General features: G+C 39.0%; 15 protein-coding genes. 4 read left to right on the top strand and 11 right to left on the bottom strand.

Going from position 1 to position 14634, the window contains the following annotated elements; genetic code table 11:
* The first annotated feature begins 40 nt into the window (after nucleotides 1-40).
* Together E4O07_RS09690 and E4O07_RS09685 are read left to right on the top strand one after the other, a co-directional pair.
* Entirely contained in the window at nucleotides 41-919 is an 879-nt protein-coding gene (locus E4O07_RS09690) for a YitT family protein (RefSeq protein WP_253685272.1), read from the top strand.
* Nucleotides 920-986: 67 nt separating this feature from the next.
* Nucleotides 987-1631, top strand: a complete 645-nt coding sequence (locus E4O07_RS09685; RefSeq protein WP_253685270.1) for a hypothetical protein — start codon at nucleotides 987-989, stop codon at nucleotides 1629-1631.
* A 10-nt stretch (nucleotides 1632-1641) separates the two neighbouring features.
* On the opposite strand, the gene E4O07_RS09680 is transcribed toward E4O07_RS09685, so the two are convergent.
* A complete protein-coding gene (locus E4O07_RS09680) occupies nucleotides 1642-2700 on the bottom strand; it encodes an SAM-dependent methyltransferase (protein WP_253685268.1) in 1059 nt (352 codons plus the stop codon).
* A 108-nt stretch (nucleotides 2701-2808) separates the two neighbouring features.
* Here E4O07_RS09680 and E4O07_RS09675 point away from each other — a divergent pair, with 108 nt between their 5' ends.
* Together E4O07_RS09675 and amrB are read left to right on the top strand one after the other, a co-directional pair.
* Nucleotides 2809-5622, top strand: coding sequence for a DUF3160 domain-containing protein (locus E4O07_RS09675; protein ID WP_253685266.1), 2814 nt, complete (start codon nucleotides 2809-2811; stop codon nucleotides 5620-5622).
* 31 nt (nucleotides 5623-5653) lie between these two features.
* Nucleotides 5654-6529 (top strand): AmmeMemoRadiSam system protein B, encoded by an 876-nt coding sequence (gene amrB, locus E4O07_RS09670; RefSeq protein WP_253685264.1) that lies wholly within the window; start codon nucleotides 5654-5656, stop codon nucleotides 6527-6529.
* A gap of 45 nt (nucleotides 6530-6574) precedes the next feature.
* On the opposite strand, the gene E4O07_RS09665 is transcribed toward amrB, so the two are convergent.
* The 10 genes from E4O07_RS09665 to E4O07_RS09620 form a co-directional block, all read right to left on the bottom strand.
* Nucleotides 6575-6982, bottom strand: a complete 408-nt coding sequence (locus E4O07_RS09665) for a DUF3887 domain-containing protein (RefSeq protein ID WP_253685262.1) — start codon at nucleotides 6980-6982, stop codon at nucleotides 6575-6577.
* Between the two features lie 5 nt (nucleotides 6983-6987).
* Nucleotides 6988-7506: a YdbT family protein gene (locus E4O07_RS09660; protein ID WP_253685260.1), complete on the bottom strand. Its 519-nt coding sequence runs from the start codon at nucleotides 7504-7506 to the stop codon at nucleotides 6988-6990.
* A gap of 4 nt (nucleotides 7507-7510) precedes the next feature.
* On the bottom strand, nucleotides 7511-8452 hold the full coding sequence (locus E4O07_RS09655) for an NYN domain-containing protein (protein ID WP_253685258.1): 942 nt from the start codon (nucleotides 8450-8452) through the stop codon (nucleotides 7511-7513).
* 12 nt (nucleotides 8453-8464) lie between these two features.
* Nucleotides 8465-9880, bottom strand: coding sequence for a pyruvate kinase (gene pyk / locus E4O07_RS09650; protein ID WP_253685256.1), 1416 nt, complete (start codon nucleotides 9878-9880; stop codon nucleotides 8465-8467).
* Nucleotides 9881-9984: 104 nt separating this feature from the next.
* Nucleotides 9985-10617 carry an endonuclease III gene (gene nth, locus E4O07_RS09645; RefSeq protein WP_253685254.1) on the bottom strand — a complete coding sequence of 211 codons (633 nt, stop codon included), beginning with the start codon at nucleotides 10615-10617 and terminating at the stop codon, nucleotides 9985-9987.
* Nucleotides 10618-10640: 23 nt separating this feature from the next.
* Nucleotides 10641-11792 (bottom strand): alpha/beta hydrolase family protein, encoded by a 1152-nt coding sequence (locus E4O07_RS09640; protein WP_253685252.1) that lies wholly within the window; start codon nucleotides 11790-11792, stop codon nucleotides 10641-10643.
* A gap of 19 nt (nucleotides 11793-11811) precedes the next feature.
* The gene (locus E4O07_RS09635) at nucleotides 11812-12996 is read right to left on the bottom strand and encodes an MFS transporter (protein ID WP_253730559.1); all 1185 of its coding nucleotides are present in this window, start codon (nucleotides 12994-12996) and stop codon (nucleotides 11812-11814) included.
* A gap of 49 nt (nucleotides 12997-13045) precedes the next feature.
* Nucleotides 13046-13399: a PIN domain-containing protein gene (locus tag E4O07_RS09630; protein WP_253685248.1), complete on the bottom strand. Its 354-nt coding sequence runs from the start codon at nucleotides 13397-13399 to the stop codon at nucleotides 13046-13048.
* A 58-nt stretch (nucleotides 13400-13457) separates the two neighbouring features.
* The gene (locus E4O07_RS09625; RefSeq protein ID WP_253677212.1) at nucleotides 13458-13682 is read right to left on the bottom strand and encodes a DUF6364 family protein; all 225 of its coding nucleotides are present in this window, start codon (nucleotides 13680-13682) and stop codon (nucleotides 13458-13460) included.
* A gap of 79 nt (nucleotides 13683-13761) precedes the next feature.
* A complete protein-coding gene (locus E4O07_RS09620) occupies nucleotides 13762-14628 on the bottom strand; it encodes an SPL family radical SAM protein (protein WP_253685246.1) in 867 nt (288 codons plus the stop codon).
* Between the last annotated feature and the right edge of the window lie 6 nt (nucleotides 14629-14634).

Below are 14634 nucleotides of genomic sequence, written 5' to 3'. Positions count from 1 at the left end.
AAAATGATGTAGTATATTTCCAATTTGGAGAATGTATATTATGAAAAAAATATTACCTGCCAAACACCTTTCTACAAAATTTGTTATAGGCTCGTTACTGGATATCTTTTGGGTTACTGTTGGAAGCGTCCTTGCTGCGGTTGCATTGCAGTTTTTTCTTATTCCCGGAACAATTGCACCGGGAGGGGTGAGCGGTTTGTCGGTTGCAATCGAAAAGTTGACCGGCATAAGGGTATACATATCGAATTTGGTCATAAACGTACCCTTATTTATTTTTGGTGCAAAACTTTTGGGTAAAAAGTCTGCTGTTTATACCCTTTATTCTATTTTGGTGCTTTCGGGAGTCTTGGCTGTTTTGCCTCAAGATTTTGTGTTTACCAATGATCTTTTTTTGCAGGCAACCTTCGGAGGAATTCTTTTAGGTGTAGGTTTGGGCTTTGTGTTTAAGTGCGGAGCTACGACGGGCGGAACCGACCTTGCCGGAGCTATTGTAAACAAGCATTTTCCGGGCTTAAGTATTGCAAAGGGAATGGCCATAGCCGACTTTGTAATAGTAATCTTTGCAGGTGTTGTAGATAATAACCCGAACACTTCGCTTTATTCTTTAATAGCTCTTTTCTTTTGTACAAAGATAGCCGACATGATTCTTGACGGTTTCGGTTATTTTAAGGGCTTTTTCATTGTCAGTTCTAAGCCCGAAGAAATCGGCGAAGCTCTTATGAGTCAGCTTGAAAGAGGTGTTACCCTTCTTCGAGGAGAGGGTATGTATTCAAAGCAGGATAGGCCTGTACTTCTCTGCGTTGTAAGCCGTGCGCAATTTGTAAGAGCAAAAGAAATAATAACCGAAATCGACGAAAAGGCTTTTATAATGGTCTGCGATATGCAGGAGGTTTACGGTCTCGGCTTTAAGCAAAAATAAAGTAAACTTTTGTTTACAGATTAGATAAGTCATTGACGGCAGACAGTTAATTATGGTATAGTTGAGTATGGATTCAGGAATTTTTATTACGGATAATAGGCTAAAGTTTTCACAAGAGCTTGCAAACCGCCTTAGAGATAAGGGTTTAAAGGTGTGTTTGAGTTCGGAGTATAAAGAAGATAATAAAGAAAGCGGTGTTACCACCGAAATAGAATGGAACCGCTCATCCCTTTTTTCTCTTCAGGCTATTCCCCTTAAATTAAAAAATATAAATATCGCGGCCGATACGTCGATTTTGATTTTTGATGCTCCTGCTTATTCCAAAATATATCCGGGGACGGATGCCCTTTCTATAGACAATACGATAAGCGACCTTGTTTCTGCGAATGCCGCTCTTTCCTTTGTTTTAAAAAACTACTATATAAAAAAAGCGCAAGGCCGTTTAGTCTTTGTTCACCGTGATGCGGACGTGCCTTGCGGTAATCCTAATATTTCGGCAGCCTCGGCAGCCTTTGCCCGTATTGCAGAAGAAACGGTTGATGCCGTAAGAAAGGCTGAGCTTCCCGGAGTGCAGACTCTTTTGGTAAAGCTTGAAGGCTTTGAAGATGAGGTCTTTGCCGATTGGATATGCAATCAACTGGAGCTTCCCGTTTTATCCAAAAGTCCCGGCCGATGGGTAAAAGCCGGACAGCGCAGTTTTTTTGGTAAGTAAGCATTAACAGTTATATGAATGGGGCTTTTAGCCAGGTGAGCTCGTGCTTGTTCGCCGTAAGATGAACTATCTTTGAGTTCGGAATTGCCGCAAATTTTTTTACGGTTTCGTTATCGGGTTCTCCCTGCATCTTTATCGTGCAGATAAATTTTTCGCAAAGTCCCGATTCAATCCATTTTATAATCCATTCATAAAGTCTCGGAGGATAACAGATTACATCCGAGCAAAGCCAATCTACCTTTCCGATCTCTTCAGGTTTTAAGGTAAAGGCATCATGCTTTATAAATTCTATATTTTTCTTTGCCATTAAATCGGGGCGCAAGGGACTTCTGTCGATTGCGATAATTTTGCAGCCTAAACTGTCCAAGACCCAGCTCCAGCCTCCGGGGCAGGCTCCGGCATCAAGGCAGATTGAATCGGCTGCCGGCAGGGAAGGGGCGTTTTTGGAAACCTCTGCGGGTAAGGTTTTGCTTTTTTCAATAAGACCGTTTTTTTCTTGGTGCTTTTTTAGGTAAAAATTTAAGAGGGTCAAGGCTTCCCACATTTTTAAGTAGGCCCGGCTAGGCGGATTTATCTTATCTTCCTTAAAGAAAATTTCTCCGCGGGGAAAGGGACTTGAAGTTTTGGCCGACGCAAAAATTTGATTTTCATTTAAGAGGGTCCAGATTCCCATTTCTGCTAAAGGAACATCGTAGGGAAAGTCCCTTTCTTTTTTGCTTATAAAGGGCAGTTTTTTTTCGATGAGATCTGCCCGCCTAAAACAGTTAAAAGGGACAAAGGCCCAGTTTCTTTGGATTGAGCGCAAAATATCGGCGGCCTCGCTTATGCTCGAAAACTCCGCTATAAATGGTTCTTCCATACAAAGGCGGTTCCAAAAAATATCTTTCGGAAAATTTTCCCTGTACACTATGTTACCATAGACAGCAGCATCTTTGGGAAGATTTTTAATCTCCATAGGAGCCGTACCATGCGGAATTCCTAACTCGTCAAGAAGATGATTTTCAAACTGAGGAACGGCGAGCCAAGCTTTGCCTTTTAATAATTTTATACGCAGGTCATATTTTAGCATAAGTTTTGTATTCTCTTAAAAGGAGTATTTTCTTTTTTTTGGTTTAGCTTGTCAATCGGGTTCGTTTGTGCTATGATTACATCACGTTTTTTACGGAGGAATTTTAAAATGTTTCAATTTAAAAAGAAGGGCCTAGGCCTTATTTTTATGTCTGTATTGTTTATTTGTGTTTTATCTTTTTTTTCTTGTAATGCAAAAGAAAAAAATGAACCGGCTGCCGATAAGGCTGATACTGCCGAATTGCCGGCAGAGGCTGTCGGCGAAGTATCAGAGTCTGAAAAAACTGAAGAAGGTGCTGCTTCAAAAAAGAACATAGAAGAGATAATCTACAACAGTCTTTTGAATGCAGAATTTGAAAAAAAACCGAATGCACCTAAGGCTCATCAAAAATATTTAAAAGATAAACTTGTTTTTAAAGATTTCCCCTTTAATGAGGTGAAAGAAGGAAAGACAGCTGTTGTCGGAAGCGATGTTTGTTTGTTCTATCCTAATGCAGAATTAAAATCTGAAGAAGACTTAGAAAAACTGCCTAAAGGAATTCCGATTCCGTTTGGAACAGTTTTGAACATTGAAGAAGATTTTGTAAAACTTCCGCCTAAAGATGAAAATGATGAATTCGATTTCGGTGTTTTTAGCTTTCAAGAAAATCAAAACTATTTTTACCGCACAACCTGGAACGGAGAAAAAGGACTTGTTTTTGGAGCCGACCTTACAGGTATGGGCAATGATTTGAAAAAAAATCAAATGATTTCTATGCGGTATTTAACAAATGGTGCGCCTAAAGAATTTTACACGGTATTCGGTTATGATTTTTTAAGCAAGGATCATCAGGCCCTCTTGGAAAGGGATAGGTTAATTTTTGAAAAAGTTAAGCCGGATGAATATTATCTGCATATGATGGCCGGGGATGATATGATTGCCTTGTATAGAAATCATTACGGTTATCATTATGATTCATATGAAGATAATTATAACGGAACTCTTCTCAGAGAAGACGGCACTACGCTTTTTATTACAACCGATTTAATGGCCCATGCAAAGCATCTTCTTTTTGACAGAACCTTACAAAATATTGAAGAGAATTTTTTTGCGCCTAGACTGCTTGAATTTGTAGCAGCCTTTGAAGCCGGTTTAAATAATGTAAATCAAAAAGGCTTTCCGACAGCAGGACCTGAAACCTTAGAAAAGGCTAAACTTTATTTTCAAGTTGCCCGCGCCCTATTGGAACTTGCTCCTAAAGCTGTAGTTGAAAAAAATAAGTACGGCTCCGATGAGACTGTTTATAAAGAACCCAAGAAAGATGAAGTTCTTGCAAAATATCCTAAAACGGTAAGTGAAGAAATAAATCTTATAGATAAGGCCCAAGGCCTGTCAGTTTCTCCGCTTTTTACATTTGAGGACGGAGTTTTTACAAAAGAAGATTACTCCCAATATAAACCGAGAGGGCACTACACAAAAAACGGCATCTTGTCCGCTTATTTTAGGGCTATGATGTGGTTCGGCCGCACCCATTTTTTAATTGTCGATAAGGGGCCTCAAGTTTTAGCACAAGACGGAACGGCCGCTTCAGATGCAGATGCATTGACCTTACACATGGAGCCCATAGCTCTTTTGATTACCGAGCTTGTAAAAAATGATGAAGAGCTTTATAAAAAATGGGCAGCTCTTTTTGATCCTATAACCGATTTAATCGGTTTATCCGATGACCTTTCTTTTAAAGAAGTCTTGCCCCTTTGGAAAAGCTATGATGTAAAAGACTTTGAAAAATGGGCAGGCGATAAAAACAACCTGCTCGCATTTATGAAGTCGGCTCACGAAAAATTAAGCCCTCCTGCGATAGTAGGTTCTTCCGTTTTCTACATGGCTGCCGAAGGAAGCGATAAAGAACGAAAGCCCCCTATGGGCTGGAGACTTTTCGGGCAGAGGTTTACTTTTGACTCTTATGTTCACGGTTTGGTAAGCTCGCCTAGGATGTACGGCCGCACCCATGTGAAGGGGCTCGATATTATGAAGGCTTTAGGCTCAAGGTCTGCCGATTTATTGCTGCAAAAAGATTATTCCGATTTTCCCGAGCTAAAACCGGTTCTCGATAAAATTGCAAAAGAAGCCGTATCTTCTCCCGATAAAGTATTGGGAAAAACCTATTACGGTAAAACATTGAACGAGATAGCACTGCAAGTCCGCTTTGAACAAGGTTCAGGTTTTTATTTTACCGAAAGCCCCGCATGGAGTGTAAAGTCCTTATTGTCAGCTCACGGGACATGGACCGAGCTAAGGCATGATACTATTCTATATACAAAGCAGGCTTTTGCAGAACTTGGAGGCGGCCCCGCTGCCGATCTTACCTATAGGATAAAGAAGGTTCCCGATCCTGTGCATTATATAGAACCTAACTTAGCATTTTGGGAAAACGCAGCTTCTTCTGTGGATGTTCTTATAAATGCATTAAAGCCTTATAAGCTTATAGATGAAAAGAATTTGCAAAAGCTTGAAATGTTTAAAAAAACGGCCTTGCATGCAGCCGATATCGTTAAGCTTGAAATTGCAGATAAGCCCGTTTCTGAAGCAGACTTAAAATGGATAACAGTTATGCCGGCCTTCTTGGCCCGTATTCTTATGCCTTCGATAAATGCACATGTTGAGCCTGAGCAGCTTCGCATGGCCTTGGTTGCAGATGTTTTTACAAATGCGGAAGATGGCTTTGTCCTTGAAACGGCCGTCGGTATTCCCTACAGAATTTACGTGCCCTTAAACGATGCTCAAGGCGGAAAGCGGATAGCTGTCGGTTATTGTTTTAACTATTACGAGTTTGAACAGGACATTTATAACCGCCTGACGAATGAAGAATGGAAAGAAAGAGTCTATGCCGATGAAGACATGGAAAGTTTAAAGCCTTTCTGGGCTCAGAACGTTTCTTTTTAACTTTTTTTGATGGACATGAATTTTAGCTGATATGAAATTTATCAGAGCTTTATTTTTTATTTGTTTTTGTTTTACGGCTTGTACGGGCAGAAACGGCAGACCTGAAGATGCCGAGAAAATTTTCGGAACATGGAGTTCCGACGGGGAAAGGCCGCCCGCAACGAGATTTATCCCCAAGGAAGCTTCCTTGCCTGAGGGGGCGAAGCCTTGGGGCGGGACGGTGAGTCACCATCTTTTAACCGATGCTTTAATAAATGATTGGTTTACCGAACTTGCCGATGCAAGGGATATAAAAACTTTTTACGTTTTAAGTCCTTCTCATTGGGGCCTTTCTTTATACGATTTTTCGTTGACTCAAGGATCATGGAATACCAAAGACGGGCTTGTTCATTCCGAAAAGGAAGGATGCGAAAAACTTGCCCGGCTTTTTAATGTACCCTTTGATGATGAAGTCTTTGTTTATGAGCACGGCGTTTCAACCTTGATTCCCTACATAAAAAAATACTTTCCGGAAGCGAAGGTTGTTGCGCTTGCTTATTGCGGAGAACCTCCCGTAAATATGAACCTTGCAGTTAAACTTTATGAGACGATCAAAAAAGTTTTTTCTATCAAGGATGAGGATGCCTTCCTTTTGATTTCTTCCGACTTTTCGCATAAATCAGATATGGAAAAAACTGCCGCAAAGGATGCCAAATCCCGTCATTTTTTGACAAGCTTAAAACCCTCGGCTTGGACGCTCGGCATCTGTGATAACAGGCCTGCAATGTATTTGCTTTCCAAACTTTTTACCGAAAAAACTCAATGTACAATTCAACGAGGTACCGATGCTTATAAGCTAAGCGATGAGACTGATCCTGAAGATATAACAAGTTACTTTTTTACATACTTCTGGGAAAAAGAAGATTAGGGCTTCAAAATATCGGCTGCTAGAACATTTAAGAAGCCATAAAATCTATTTTAAGAAAAAGCCTATGAGTTTAGTGTCCTTTGCAAAATTGAAGGTGTAGCATAGGGTTTTATTTTCGTATCCTGCCTTAACGATAATAATCCCTATAACTTCGCCAGAGTTTTTATCCTTTGTTTCCAAAAAATAGGCTTCTTTTGTGTAGAGGTATTTTCCGGCAGGTTCAAAAAATATTTTAGTATTTAAATTTATAAATTCTTCATCCAAATTTTTTTTAAACTCTTCGGTGCTTAATTCTCTTATGCCTTCCCAGTCCTTATCGTTTACCATAAAAATAATTTCTTCTGCCTTTTCTTTTAAAAAAGGAATGTGGAATGTATCCGACTGTTCTTGACGTTTGCAGCTCCATAAAAGAAAAAATGAGATAAAAAATACAAATATTTTTAAGGGCTTCAAAAGGTTTATTCCTTAGGATTTAAAATATCGGCTGCCACTGCGTTAAAAAAGTCTTCGGCTTTTTTATGACTTTGACGTCTTATTGCATCTTGAACTTCAGCTATTTCTTCAAGCTGTCTTTGAAGAACCTTTGTTTTATCATTGTCGATAACTATTGTTTTTCCGTCAAGCAAGATCATCTTAACCTCGGTAAAGGTACCGAAACGAGCCGGCCTTTTGAAGGTTTCAATTTCGATGCTGTGGATTGCCGAAAAATTTATAATTTTTGTTTTTGGAAAAAAGAATATTCCCGCTTTTTGAATAGCCTGTTCTTTTGTGATATTAAAATACCACGAATTTTCGAAAAGGCCTGCTGCTAAAAACAGGGTTCCAAAAATAAGGGCAATTATGGAATACTCTCCCTCTTTCATGTAAGATATATTCAAATAAAAAATTGCGCCTCCGATTACAAGGGCCGACATTCGGATCCATAATTTTAACGCTGCAAATTTTACTATCTTGTCTTTTTCTTGTTTATTTTCCATGATCTTAACCTATTATTTCGATTTCGGCTGCCTTGCCGTTTCTGTCAGCCGAGTCTTCGCCCTTGGGATTGGGCATCTTGAACACCCTGAATTTTACCGGGGTTCCCTCTTTTATAAGTTTATCTCTGCACTTTTTATCGATGTTCGTAAACGAAAAGAAAAAGTCTCCGTTTTCGTTTTCGATAATTCCGTAGCGGTTCATAAGCCGTTTTATTTTTCCCTTTACCTTGGGCTTTTCATCCTTTCGGCCTATTGCCTTTATCCAATAGTTGGGCGGTATCCTTTCATCCGAACTAAGTTCGAAATCGTCCGACAGGGCATCGATTATTTCTCTCAAAGTGTTGTGGCTGTAAGAGCGCGGGTCGAATTCCGGCATAAAGTTACGGATGGAATTTCCCAGGTCGGAGAGGCTTACCCAGCCTTCTTCTGTCATGCGGGAATTTCTATAGGCATGGCAGATAAGTTCTTCGAGGGATTTAGACTTTTTACCGCTTTTTGCGTCTTCTTCATATTCTTCCGTTTCATCAAAGTTTTCAAGGTACTTAAATTCGTTACATGCATTTACCCAAAGAGGTTTTGCATTGGACCTTCCGATTCCCAAAACATAGAGTCCGTATTCTCTAAGTTTGAGAGCAAGGCTGTAATAATCGGAATCTGTAGAAACTATGCAGACGGCATTTATTCCCTGATTTGTGTTTGCAAGTTCTATGGCATCCATTATGATTGTGTTGTCGGTTGCATTAGGACCGTTTCTAAATTGCTGGACTGGTCTGATGGGGACTTTTTCAAGCCAAGGTTTCCAGCCGTTCATGTTTGGAGTAGTCCAGTCTCCGTAAAGTCTTTTTATCAGAACCTCTCCTTCCTTTGAAACTTCGGAAATTATCGAATCAAGATAGGAAGGAGCTATGTTGTCGCCGTCAATTAAAATAGCATATTTTTTTTCCATTTTGTAATTACCTTATTCTATTATTTCTACCTTTAAGAGGTTGGTAGATCCGGCCTTTCCTATAGGTATACCCGCCGTGAGGATAGCTATATCTCCTTTTTTTACGTGACCTGTCTTCTTTGCAATTTGAGAACAAACATCGAACATGTTGTCGGTCGATTTTATAGGATCGGCTAAAATCGGATATACGTCCCAGTCGAGGGCGAGCTTCCGCATAACCTGAGGAGATTCGGTGATAGCGATAATCGGTACCTTGGGTTTAAATTTTGACAGAGCCCTAGGCGTTATTCCCGAAGCGGATGCCGTTATGATCGCATTTGCATCGAGGGCAAGGGCGGTGGAGCATGTGGCTCTTGCAATGGCATTTGTGATTGTGGTTTCATGGAGAGAAACATTTTCAACGAAAAGTTTTTCGTAATCTAAGGTTTCTTCGATAGACTTTGCAATGGAAGTCATCATGGCCACAGTTTCGACGGGATATTCTCCTGCTGCCGTTTCTCCCGAAAGCATTACGGCTGATGTTCCGTCTAAGATGGCGTTTGCAACGTCAGTGACCTCAGCACGTGTCGGACGCAGGTTGTGGGTCATCGATTCAAGCATCTGGGTAGCGGTTATAACCGGTTTGCCTGCAAGGTTTGCTTTTTTTATAAGACGCTTTTGAAGATGAGGAATTTTTTCCGGCTCTATTTCGACACCTAGATCTCCGCGGGCAACCATTATTCCGTCAGCTGCCGCTAAGATTTCATCTATGTTATCCAAGCCTTCTTGATTTTCTATTTTTGCGATAATGCCGATTTTGCTTTTGTGTTTTTCCAAAAGTTTTCTTATTTGGATAATATCGTCGGCTCTTTGGGTAAAGGAAGCTGCAATAAAATCTACATCATTTTGAATTCCGAATTCGATATCGGAAATATCTTTTTCACTCATGTAAGGAAGGTTTACCCTCAGGCCCGGAATGTTTACGCCTTTTCGGCTGGTTAGGGTTCCCGAATTTACTGCAACACATTCTATGTCCGTATCATTCAAGATATCTATAACCTGTAATTCCAGCAATCCGTCGTTTATAAGGATTCTGCTTTTCGGTTTAACTTCGGCTGCGATATTTTTGTAAGAAATGCTGCATATCTGGTTTGTGCCTACAACATCTCTTGTCGTGATAATAAATTCCTGTCCCTGCACAATTTGAGCAGGTTTTTCAAAAACACCTAATCTGATTTCGGGTCCCTTTGTATCCAATAAGATGGCAACGGGCATTTTCAGCTCTTCCCTTATTTTTTTTATTCGATCTATTTTAACTTTATGTTCTTCATGACTTCCGTGCGAAAAATTAAGGCGGCACACATTTAAGCCGGCCTTAAACATTTCGGTTAAGACCCTTTCCGACTCGGAAGCTGGGCCTATTGTGCATACTATCTTTGTCTTTTTCATAGTATTCCTCCAAAAATTATTCTATTATAATACTATAAATCGTAAAAAAATTCAAATGCTCAAGATGAGAGAAATGTCAGCAGACAAGAGAAGTCAATTTAGGTTTATAGATTCTTCATGCAGATATCCGATAAAAAGCAGGTTTCACATTCGGGTTTTCCGGCCTTGCAGATATATCTGCCGTGGAGGAGAATCCAGTGGTGAGCATTGAGTAAATATTTTTTTGGAGTTACTTTAAGCAGGTCTTCTTCAACTTGAATGGGAGTTTTTCCCGATGAGAGTCCTATGCGAGGAGCTGTGCGGAGGATATGCGTATCAACTGCGATTGCAGGTTTTCCGAAGCCCATGTTTAAAACCACGTTTGCCGTTTTGCGGCCGACTCCGGGAAGTTTTATAAGTTCTTCCATAGTATCGGGGACTTTTCCTGCATACTCGTTTTGGATTATGCGGCTTAATTCGAAAATACGCTTTGCCTTTGTCGGATATAAATTTATTGTTTTTATGTACTCGCGAATTTTTTCTTCGCCCAGCTCTATCATTTTTTGAGGCGTGTCGGCTGCCTTAAACAAAGGGCCTGTTGCCTTGTTTACACCGACATCCGTTGCCTGAGCCGATAGTACTACCGCCACCAAAAGAGTGAAAATATTTGCAGAGTGTAATTCGCCTTTCGGGTTAGGGTTATTCTTTTTTAGGCGGCGGTATACTTCTTCGATTTTGTCCTTATCCAATAAATTCATTTTTTACCATTATATAAAATTTATTATGAGTTAAAACTTTTAAGCCAGCAAAGGATTGTATCAAGGGCAAGTTTTGTGTCTCCGCATTGGCAGTGATCCGAGGCTTCTTCTTCCTTTGTAAAAAGACGAAGAGAAACGGAATGGGCGTTTACAAGAGAATCGATTTCGGGCTTGTATAAACGCCAATCGATAAAGTGATCGGTCTTTCCGTGCAATATTAAAATGTCCTGAGTTATTTTATCGGCTATATTAAGAATCTGAAAATTATTTAGGTTTTTTAAATAATGATAGGGGCTCGGCATCGAATAAGCGTGCATACCGTGTTTAAAAACCCATTCCATCATAGGATCTTTTTTCATTTTTTGTCTTGCGATAAAATTGACTATATGCTTGCAGCCTAACTTCAATAAAAGAATGAGGAAGGTTTTTAAAACGCATGGAAGATGGTGGAGGGCGACCGACATAAAATTCGGAAATACCGACCATGCTATAATTTTCTTTATTCTTTTTTCAAAGGCGGCAGCACGTGGGGCCAACATTCCTCCTAAGGATACTCCTATGATTATTACATCGTTCAAGTTGAAGGCATCTAAGATTGCAGAAACAGGTTCTTCCCATTTATAGGTGAATCCCATTTTTTGTACACGCAGCACGCCTCCCTGTCCGGGACCTTCAAAAAGAAAAACCTCATAGCCGTTTTCGGAAAGGTACAGAATAGGAAAAAGGAATTCTTCCATATAGCTGTCATTTCCTCCATGGAGCAATATGGTTCCCAATTTTTCACCCTTTGCTTGAACATGCAGCACAGGAAGATTTATGTTTTTATACGGAACGGATAGTTTTTCTACAATTCCTTCATCGAAATATTTTTGATAGTGCTTATAAAAAAGATCTACTGCAAGACTGTAATATTTTAGTTTGTTCGGATTATCATCGCTCATAAAGAATTCGCTCATGCGGTAATAAGCAATGCTTTCCTCAGTTCTTCCCTCATTTAAGGCCTTGTCGCCTAAGTCTATTAGAACATTCTGCCAGTCTTCACAAGTTTTAATCGATGATGAAACCTTTTTAACTTCTTCTAAATTCCCTCCGTCCCAATTAATTAAACGGTTTAGCTGAAAGTTGAAATTCTTTTCATCATTTAACTCATACATTCCCTTTTTAAAATTAATCATACACTCCTCCAATTTCCAATCATACTTTTCTTTTTACCGGCCGTAGTTTAGGCGAACCTGAAAACTTGCAGCCCATGATAAAAAGAATCGGAACCAAAATTAAAAATACGGGTACTACCGTAATAAAGGCAATGAATAAATCGTATTTATCGCCTACTATTCCCATTATAAAACTTGCAGTGCTGTAGCCGGGCACGCCGAAACATGATAAAAAAATCATGAGGGCTGTAGCATCTACCGGAAGGATGGCAGCGGCAAAGGATTGAATTGTCGGCCAAAGGCATGCAAGGCAAAGCCCCATACAAAATAAAAAAGCAGCGAGGCCTAAAAGAGAGTTTACAAAAATAAATAAGAGGCTGACTATAAATGACGCAATTGAAGAAACTATAATCGCTTTTTGAATAGAAACTTTTTTTAAGATCTTGCTGTTTAAGGATCTTCCGATAAACATTCCGAGGGCAAAGCTTGCCGTTACAATTCCTGCATAAAAGGCAGAGGCCTTTAGATAAAGCTGAATTAAAGTAGCCGACCAAAAAGCAAAGGCTCCTTCAGCTCCTCCTGCAAAGAAGAGGGCAAGGCCGAAAAGCCAAAAGGAGGGCAGGGAAAATATTTCTTTAAAGGCTGCCTTGCTTCCGTCCGAGGGCGGGAGGTCTATTTTTTTTGATGAAGGATAGGAAAGGCAAATTAAGAGTGCAAAGATCGATAGGCCTATATAAATATATCTCCAGTTTATTCCTATTGAAAGGATGTAGCCGAAACCTATCAGCCCGGAACAAGTTCCCAAGGGCCAGAAGGCGTGCATCATATTCATCTTGGCTCCGGTATCGTTCGGATATAAATCGTTTACTATGGGAGTCAGCAGGGCTTCCATATTTGCAACTCCCAAGCCCATGCAAAGGGTGCTTAAAAGAGCCGTAACAAAGTTGATGCTTTTTGAAAAGAAAAAAAGCCCTGCGGTTAATATCAAAAGAGATACTCTTAGTACCTTTATCTTACCGAATTTTGCGGCAAAGATGGGGCTTATAAAAAGAATTATCATCTGCTCGATAGCACAAAGCATTCCGAATAAGCCCGCTTGTGTCAGCGAAAAATTTAAGTCTCTTTTAATATTTACCAGACATATCGAGATTGCAATAGAAGAAAGAGAATAAACCAAAAAACTAAGACCTGAAACATTGAAGGTTCTTTTTCGTAAATCTTTCATAAGGAATTAATATTATGATAGTGCTTTTTATAGGAATAGTCAAGGGTAGCTATATTTCCTCTTGGAATGGATTTATAAGTGAAATGTCTTGATATTTTTGTCCTGAATTTAAATCTTCGGATATAATCAATTTACAATTAGCTTTTTCAGCAGCAGCAATAATTAATGAATCCCAAAAGGATATCTGTGATTCTATACTTATCTTTATAGCATTTTCTGTTAATTGTAAATCACTTGCTATAATTTCCATATTTTTAAAATTGTGGACTATAGTTTTTATAAGATTTTTGTCTATGCTTAATTTTTTAGTTGCAGCAACGTAGAATTCATTTATTACCTGCGCAGATATTACCGGTTTGTTTTCATAAATTACCTTTCTTAATATATTGCGTGCTTTATTCATTTTATCATTATCTCGATTGTCAAGTGCGTAAACAAGTATATTTGTATCAATAAATATTTTATTCACGATATAACTCATCCCTTGTCCATTGTTTTTTTTCTGTAGAAATAGAAACTTTATCCATTAAAGAAAATGTATCATCCAGCCATTTGTGTTTTTGAGAGTGAATTGTTTGTTCAAGCAATTTACGAATTAGGCTATTGAAAGAAATATTTTGATTTTTAGCATATTCCTGTCCGGCTGTTAATATATCTTCATCAAGGCTTAATGTTATATTTTTCATTGTAATCCTCCTTAGATAATTATATATAATTTTTCCAAAAAAAACAAGATTCGATGTGATTTTATCAACAATAAACTTATCAAAAAAATTCCAATTGCGTTTGCTGTTTATCTTCAAACTTGTTTAAATATGAAAATATCTTATCGGGATTATGCTCGATGCCGTTTTCTTTACATAGCTTAAAAAATAAATTCATAAGACTTGCATTATGAGGGCTCATTACCGAGTAGTTTTCTCCGTAGAGCTTGATATATTTTTGTTTTAATCCGGGAAAATGTTGGTCAAGTTTCTTATAAAAGAATTCCCTGTTGCCCTTTCTTAGAGTTAATCCCATCCCGAATGAGATTATTCCTAAGACCTTAGCCTCAATACAATACCTCAAAATGCCTTCTATGTTTTCAGGATTATCATTTATAAATGGAAGAATGGGAGTAAGCCAAACCACTGCCGGAATTCCTTCTTCATTCAGCTTTTTTAATACCTTAAATCTTTCGCTTGTTACTGCAACATTGGGCTCCGGTATTTTACACAGGGAATCATCATAGGTAGTCAGTGTCATTTGAACAACGCATTTTGTTTTTTTGTTTATTGCTTTTAGAAGATCCAAGTCTCTAAGGATGAGGGAAGATTTTGTTATCAGGGTAAAGCCGAAACCGTATTTGTAAATTGTTTCGATAATCTTTCTTGTAAGACCTAGTTCCCTTTCAAGAGGAAGATAGGGATCAGTCATTGAACCCATTCCGATCATACACTTTTTTCTTTTTTTTCGTAAGGCTTCTTCTAAAAGTTCTACTGCATTTTCTTTGACTTCGATATCCTCAAAGTCATGAGCCATTTGATAGCATTCACTTCTTGAGTCGCAGTAGATGCAGCCGTGGGAGCAGCCCCTATAAATATTCATTCCATTTTTAGGAGATAAAATTCCTTTTGCTTTTACAAAGTGCATGAGATA

Source organism: Treponema sp. OMZ 798, from assembly GCF_024181385.1.
Lineage (GTDB): Bacteria > Spirochaetota > Spirochaetia > Treponematales > Treponemataceae > Treponema_B.
Note: the sequence above shows the minus strand (reverse complement) of the source record. Positions and strands in the feature narration are given on the sequence as shown.

Excerpts from the sequence above, each read along its gene's own strand:
- pyk (WP_253685256.1), bottom strand. The coding sequence starts at position 9,880 with ATGAAAAAGACAAAGATAGTATGCACAATAGGCCCAGCTTCCGAGTCG.
- E4O07_RS09640 (WP_253685252.1), bottom strand. The coding sequence starts at position 11,792 with ATGATTAATTTTAAAAAGGGAATGTATGAGTTAAATGATGAAAAGAAT.
- E4O07_RS09675 (WP_253685266.1), top strand. The coding sequence starts at position 2,809 with ATGTTTCAATTTAAAAAGAAGGGCCTAGGCCTTATTTTTATGTCTGTA.
- E4O07_RS09680 (WP_253685268.1), bottom strand. The coding sequence starts at position 2,700 with ATGCTAAAATATGACCTGCGTATAAAATTATTAAAAGGCAAAGCTTGG.
- E4O07_RS09620 (WP_253685246.1), bottom strand. The coding sequence starts at position 14,628 with ATGCACTTTGTAAAAGCAAAAGGAATTTTATCTCCTAAAAATGGAATG.
- amrB (WP_253685264.1), top strand. The coding sequence starts at position 5,654 with ATGAAATTTATCAGAGCTTTATTTTTTATTTGTTTTTGTTTTACGGCT.
- E4O07_RS09685 (WP_253685270.1), top strand. The coding sequence starts at position 987 with ATGGATTCAGGAATTTTTATTACGGATAATAGGCTAAAGTTTTCACAA.
- E4O07_RS09690 (WP_253685272.1), top strand. The coding sequence starts at position 41 with ATGAAAAAAATATTACCTGCCAAACACCTTTCTACAAAATTTGTTATA.
- E4O07_RS09655 (WP_253685258.1), bottom strand. The coding sequence starts at position 8,452 with ATGGAAAAAAAATATGCTATTTTAATTGACGGCGACAACATAGCTCCT.
- nth (WP_253685254.1), bottom strand. The coding sequence starts at position 10,617 with ATGAATTTATTGGATAAGGACAAAATCGAAGAAGTATACCGCCGCCTA.
- E4O07_RS09635 (WP_253730559.1), bottom strand. The coding sequence starts at position 12,996 with ATGAAAGATTTACGAAAAAGAACCTTCAATGTTTCAGGTCTTAGTTTT.
- E4O07_RS09625 (WP_253677212.1), bottom strand. The coding sequence starts at position 13,682 with ATGAAAAATATAACATTAAGCCTTGATGAAGATATATTAACAGCCGGA.
- E4O07_RS09660 (WP_253685260.1), bottom strand. The coding sequence starts at position 7,506 with ATGGAAAATAAACAAGAAAAAGACAAGATAGTAAAATTTGCAGCGTTA.
- E4O07_RS09630 (WP_253685248.1), bottom strand. The coding sequence starts at position 13,399 with ATGAATAAAGCACGCAATATATTAAGAAAGGTAATTTATGAAAACAAA.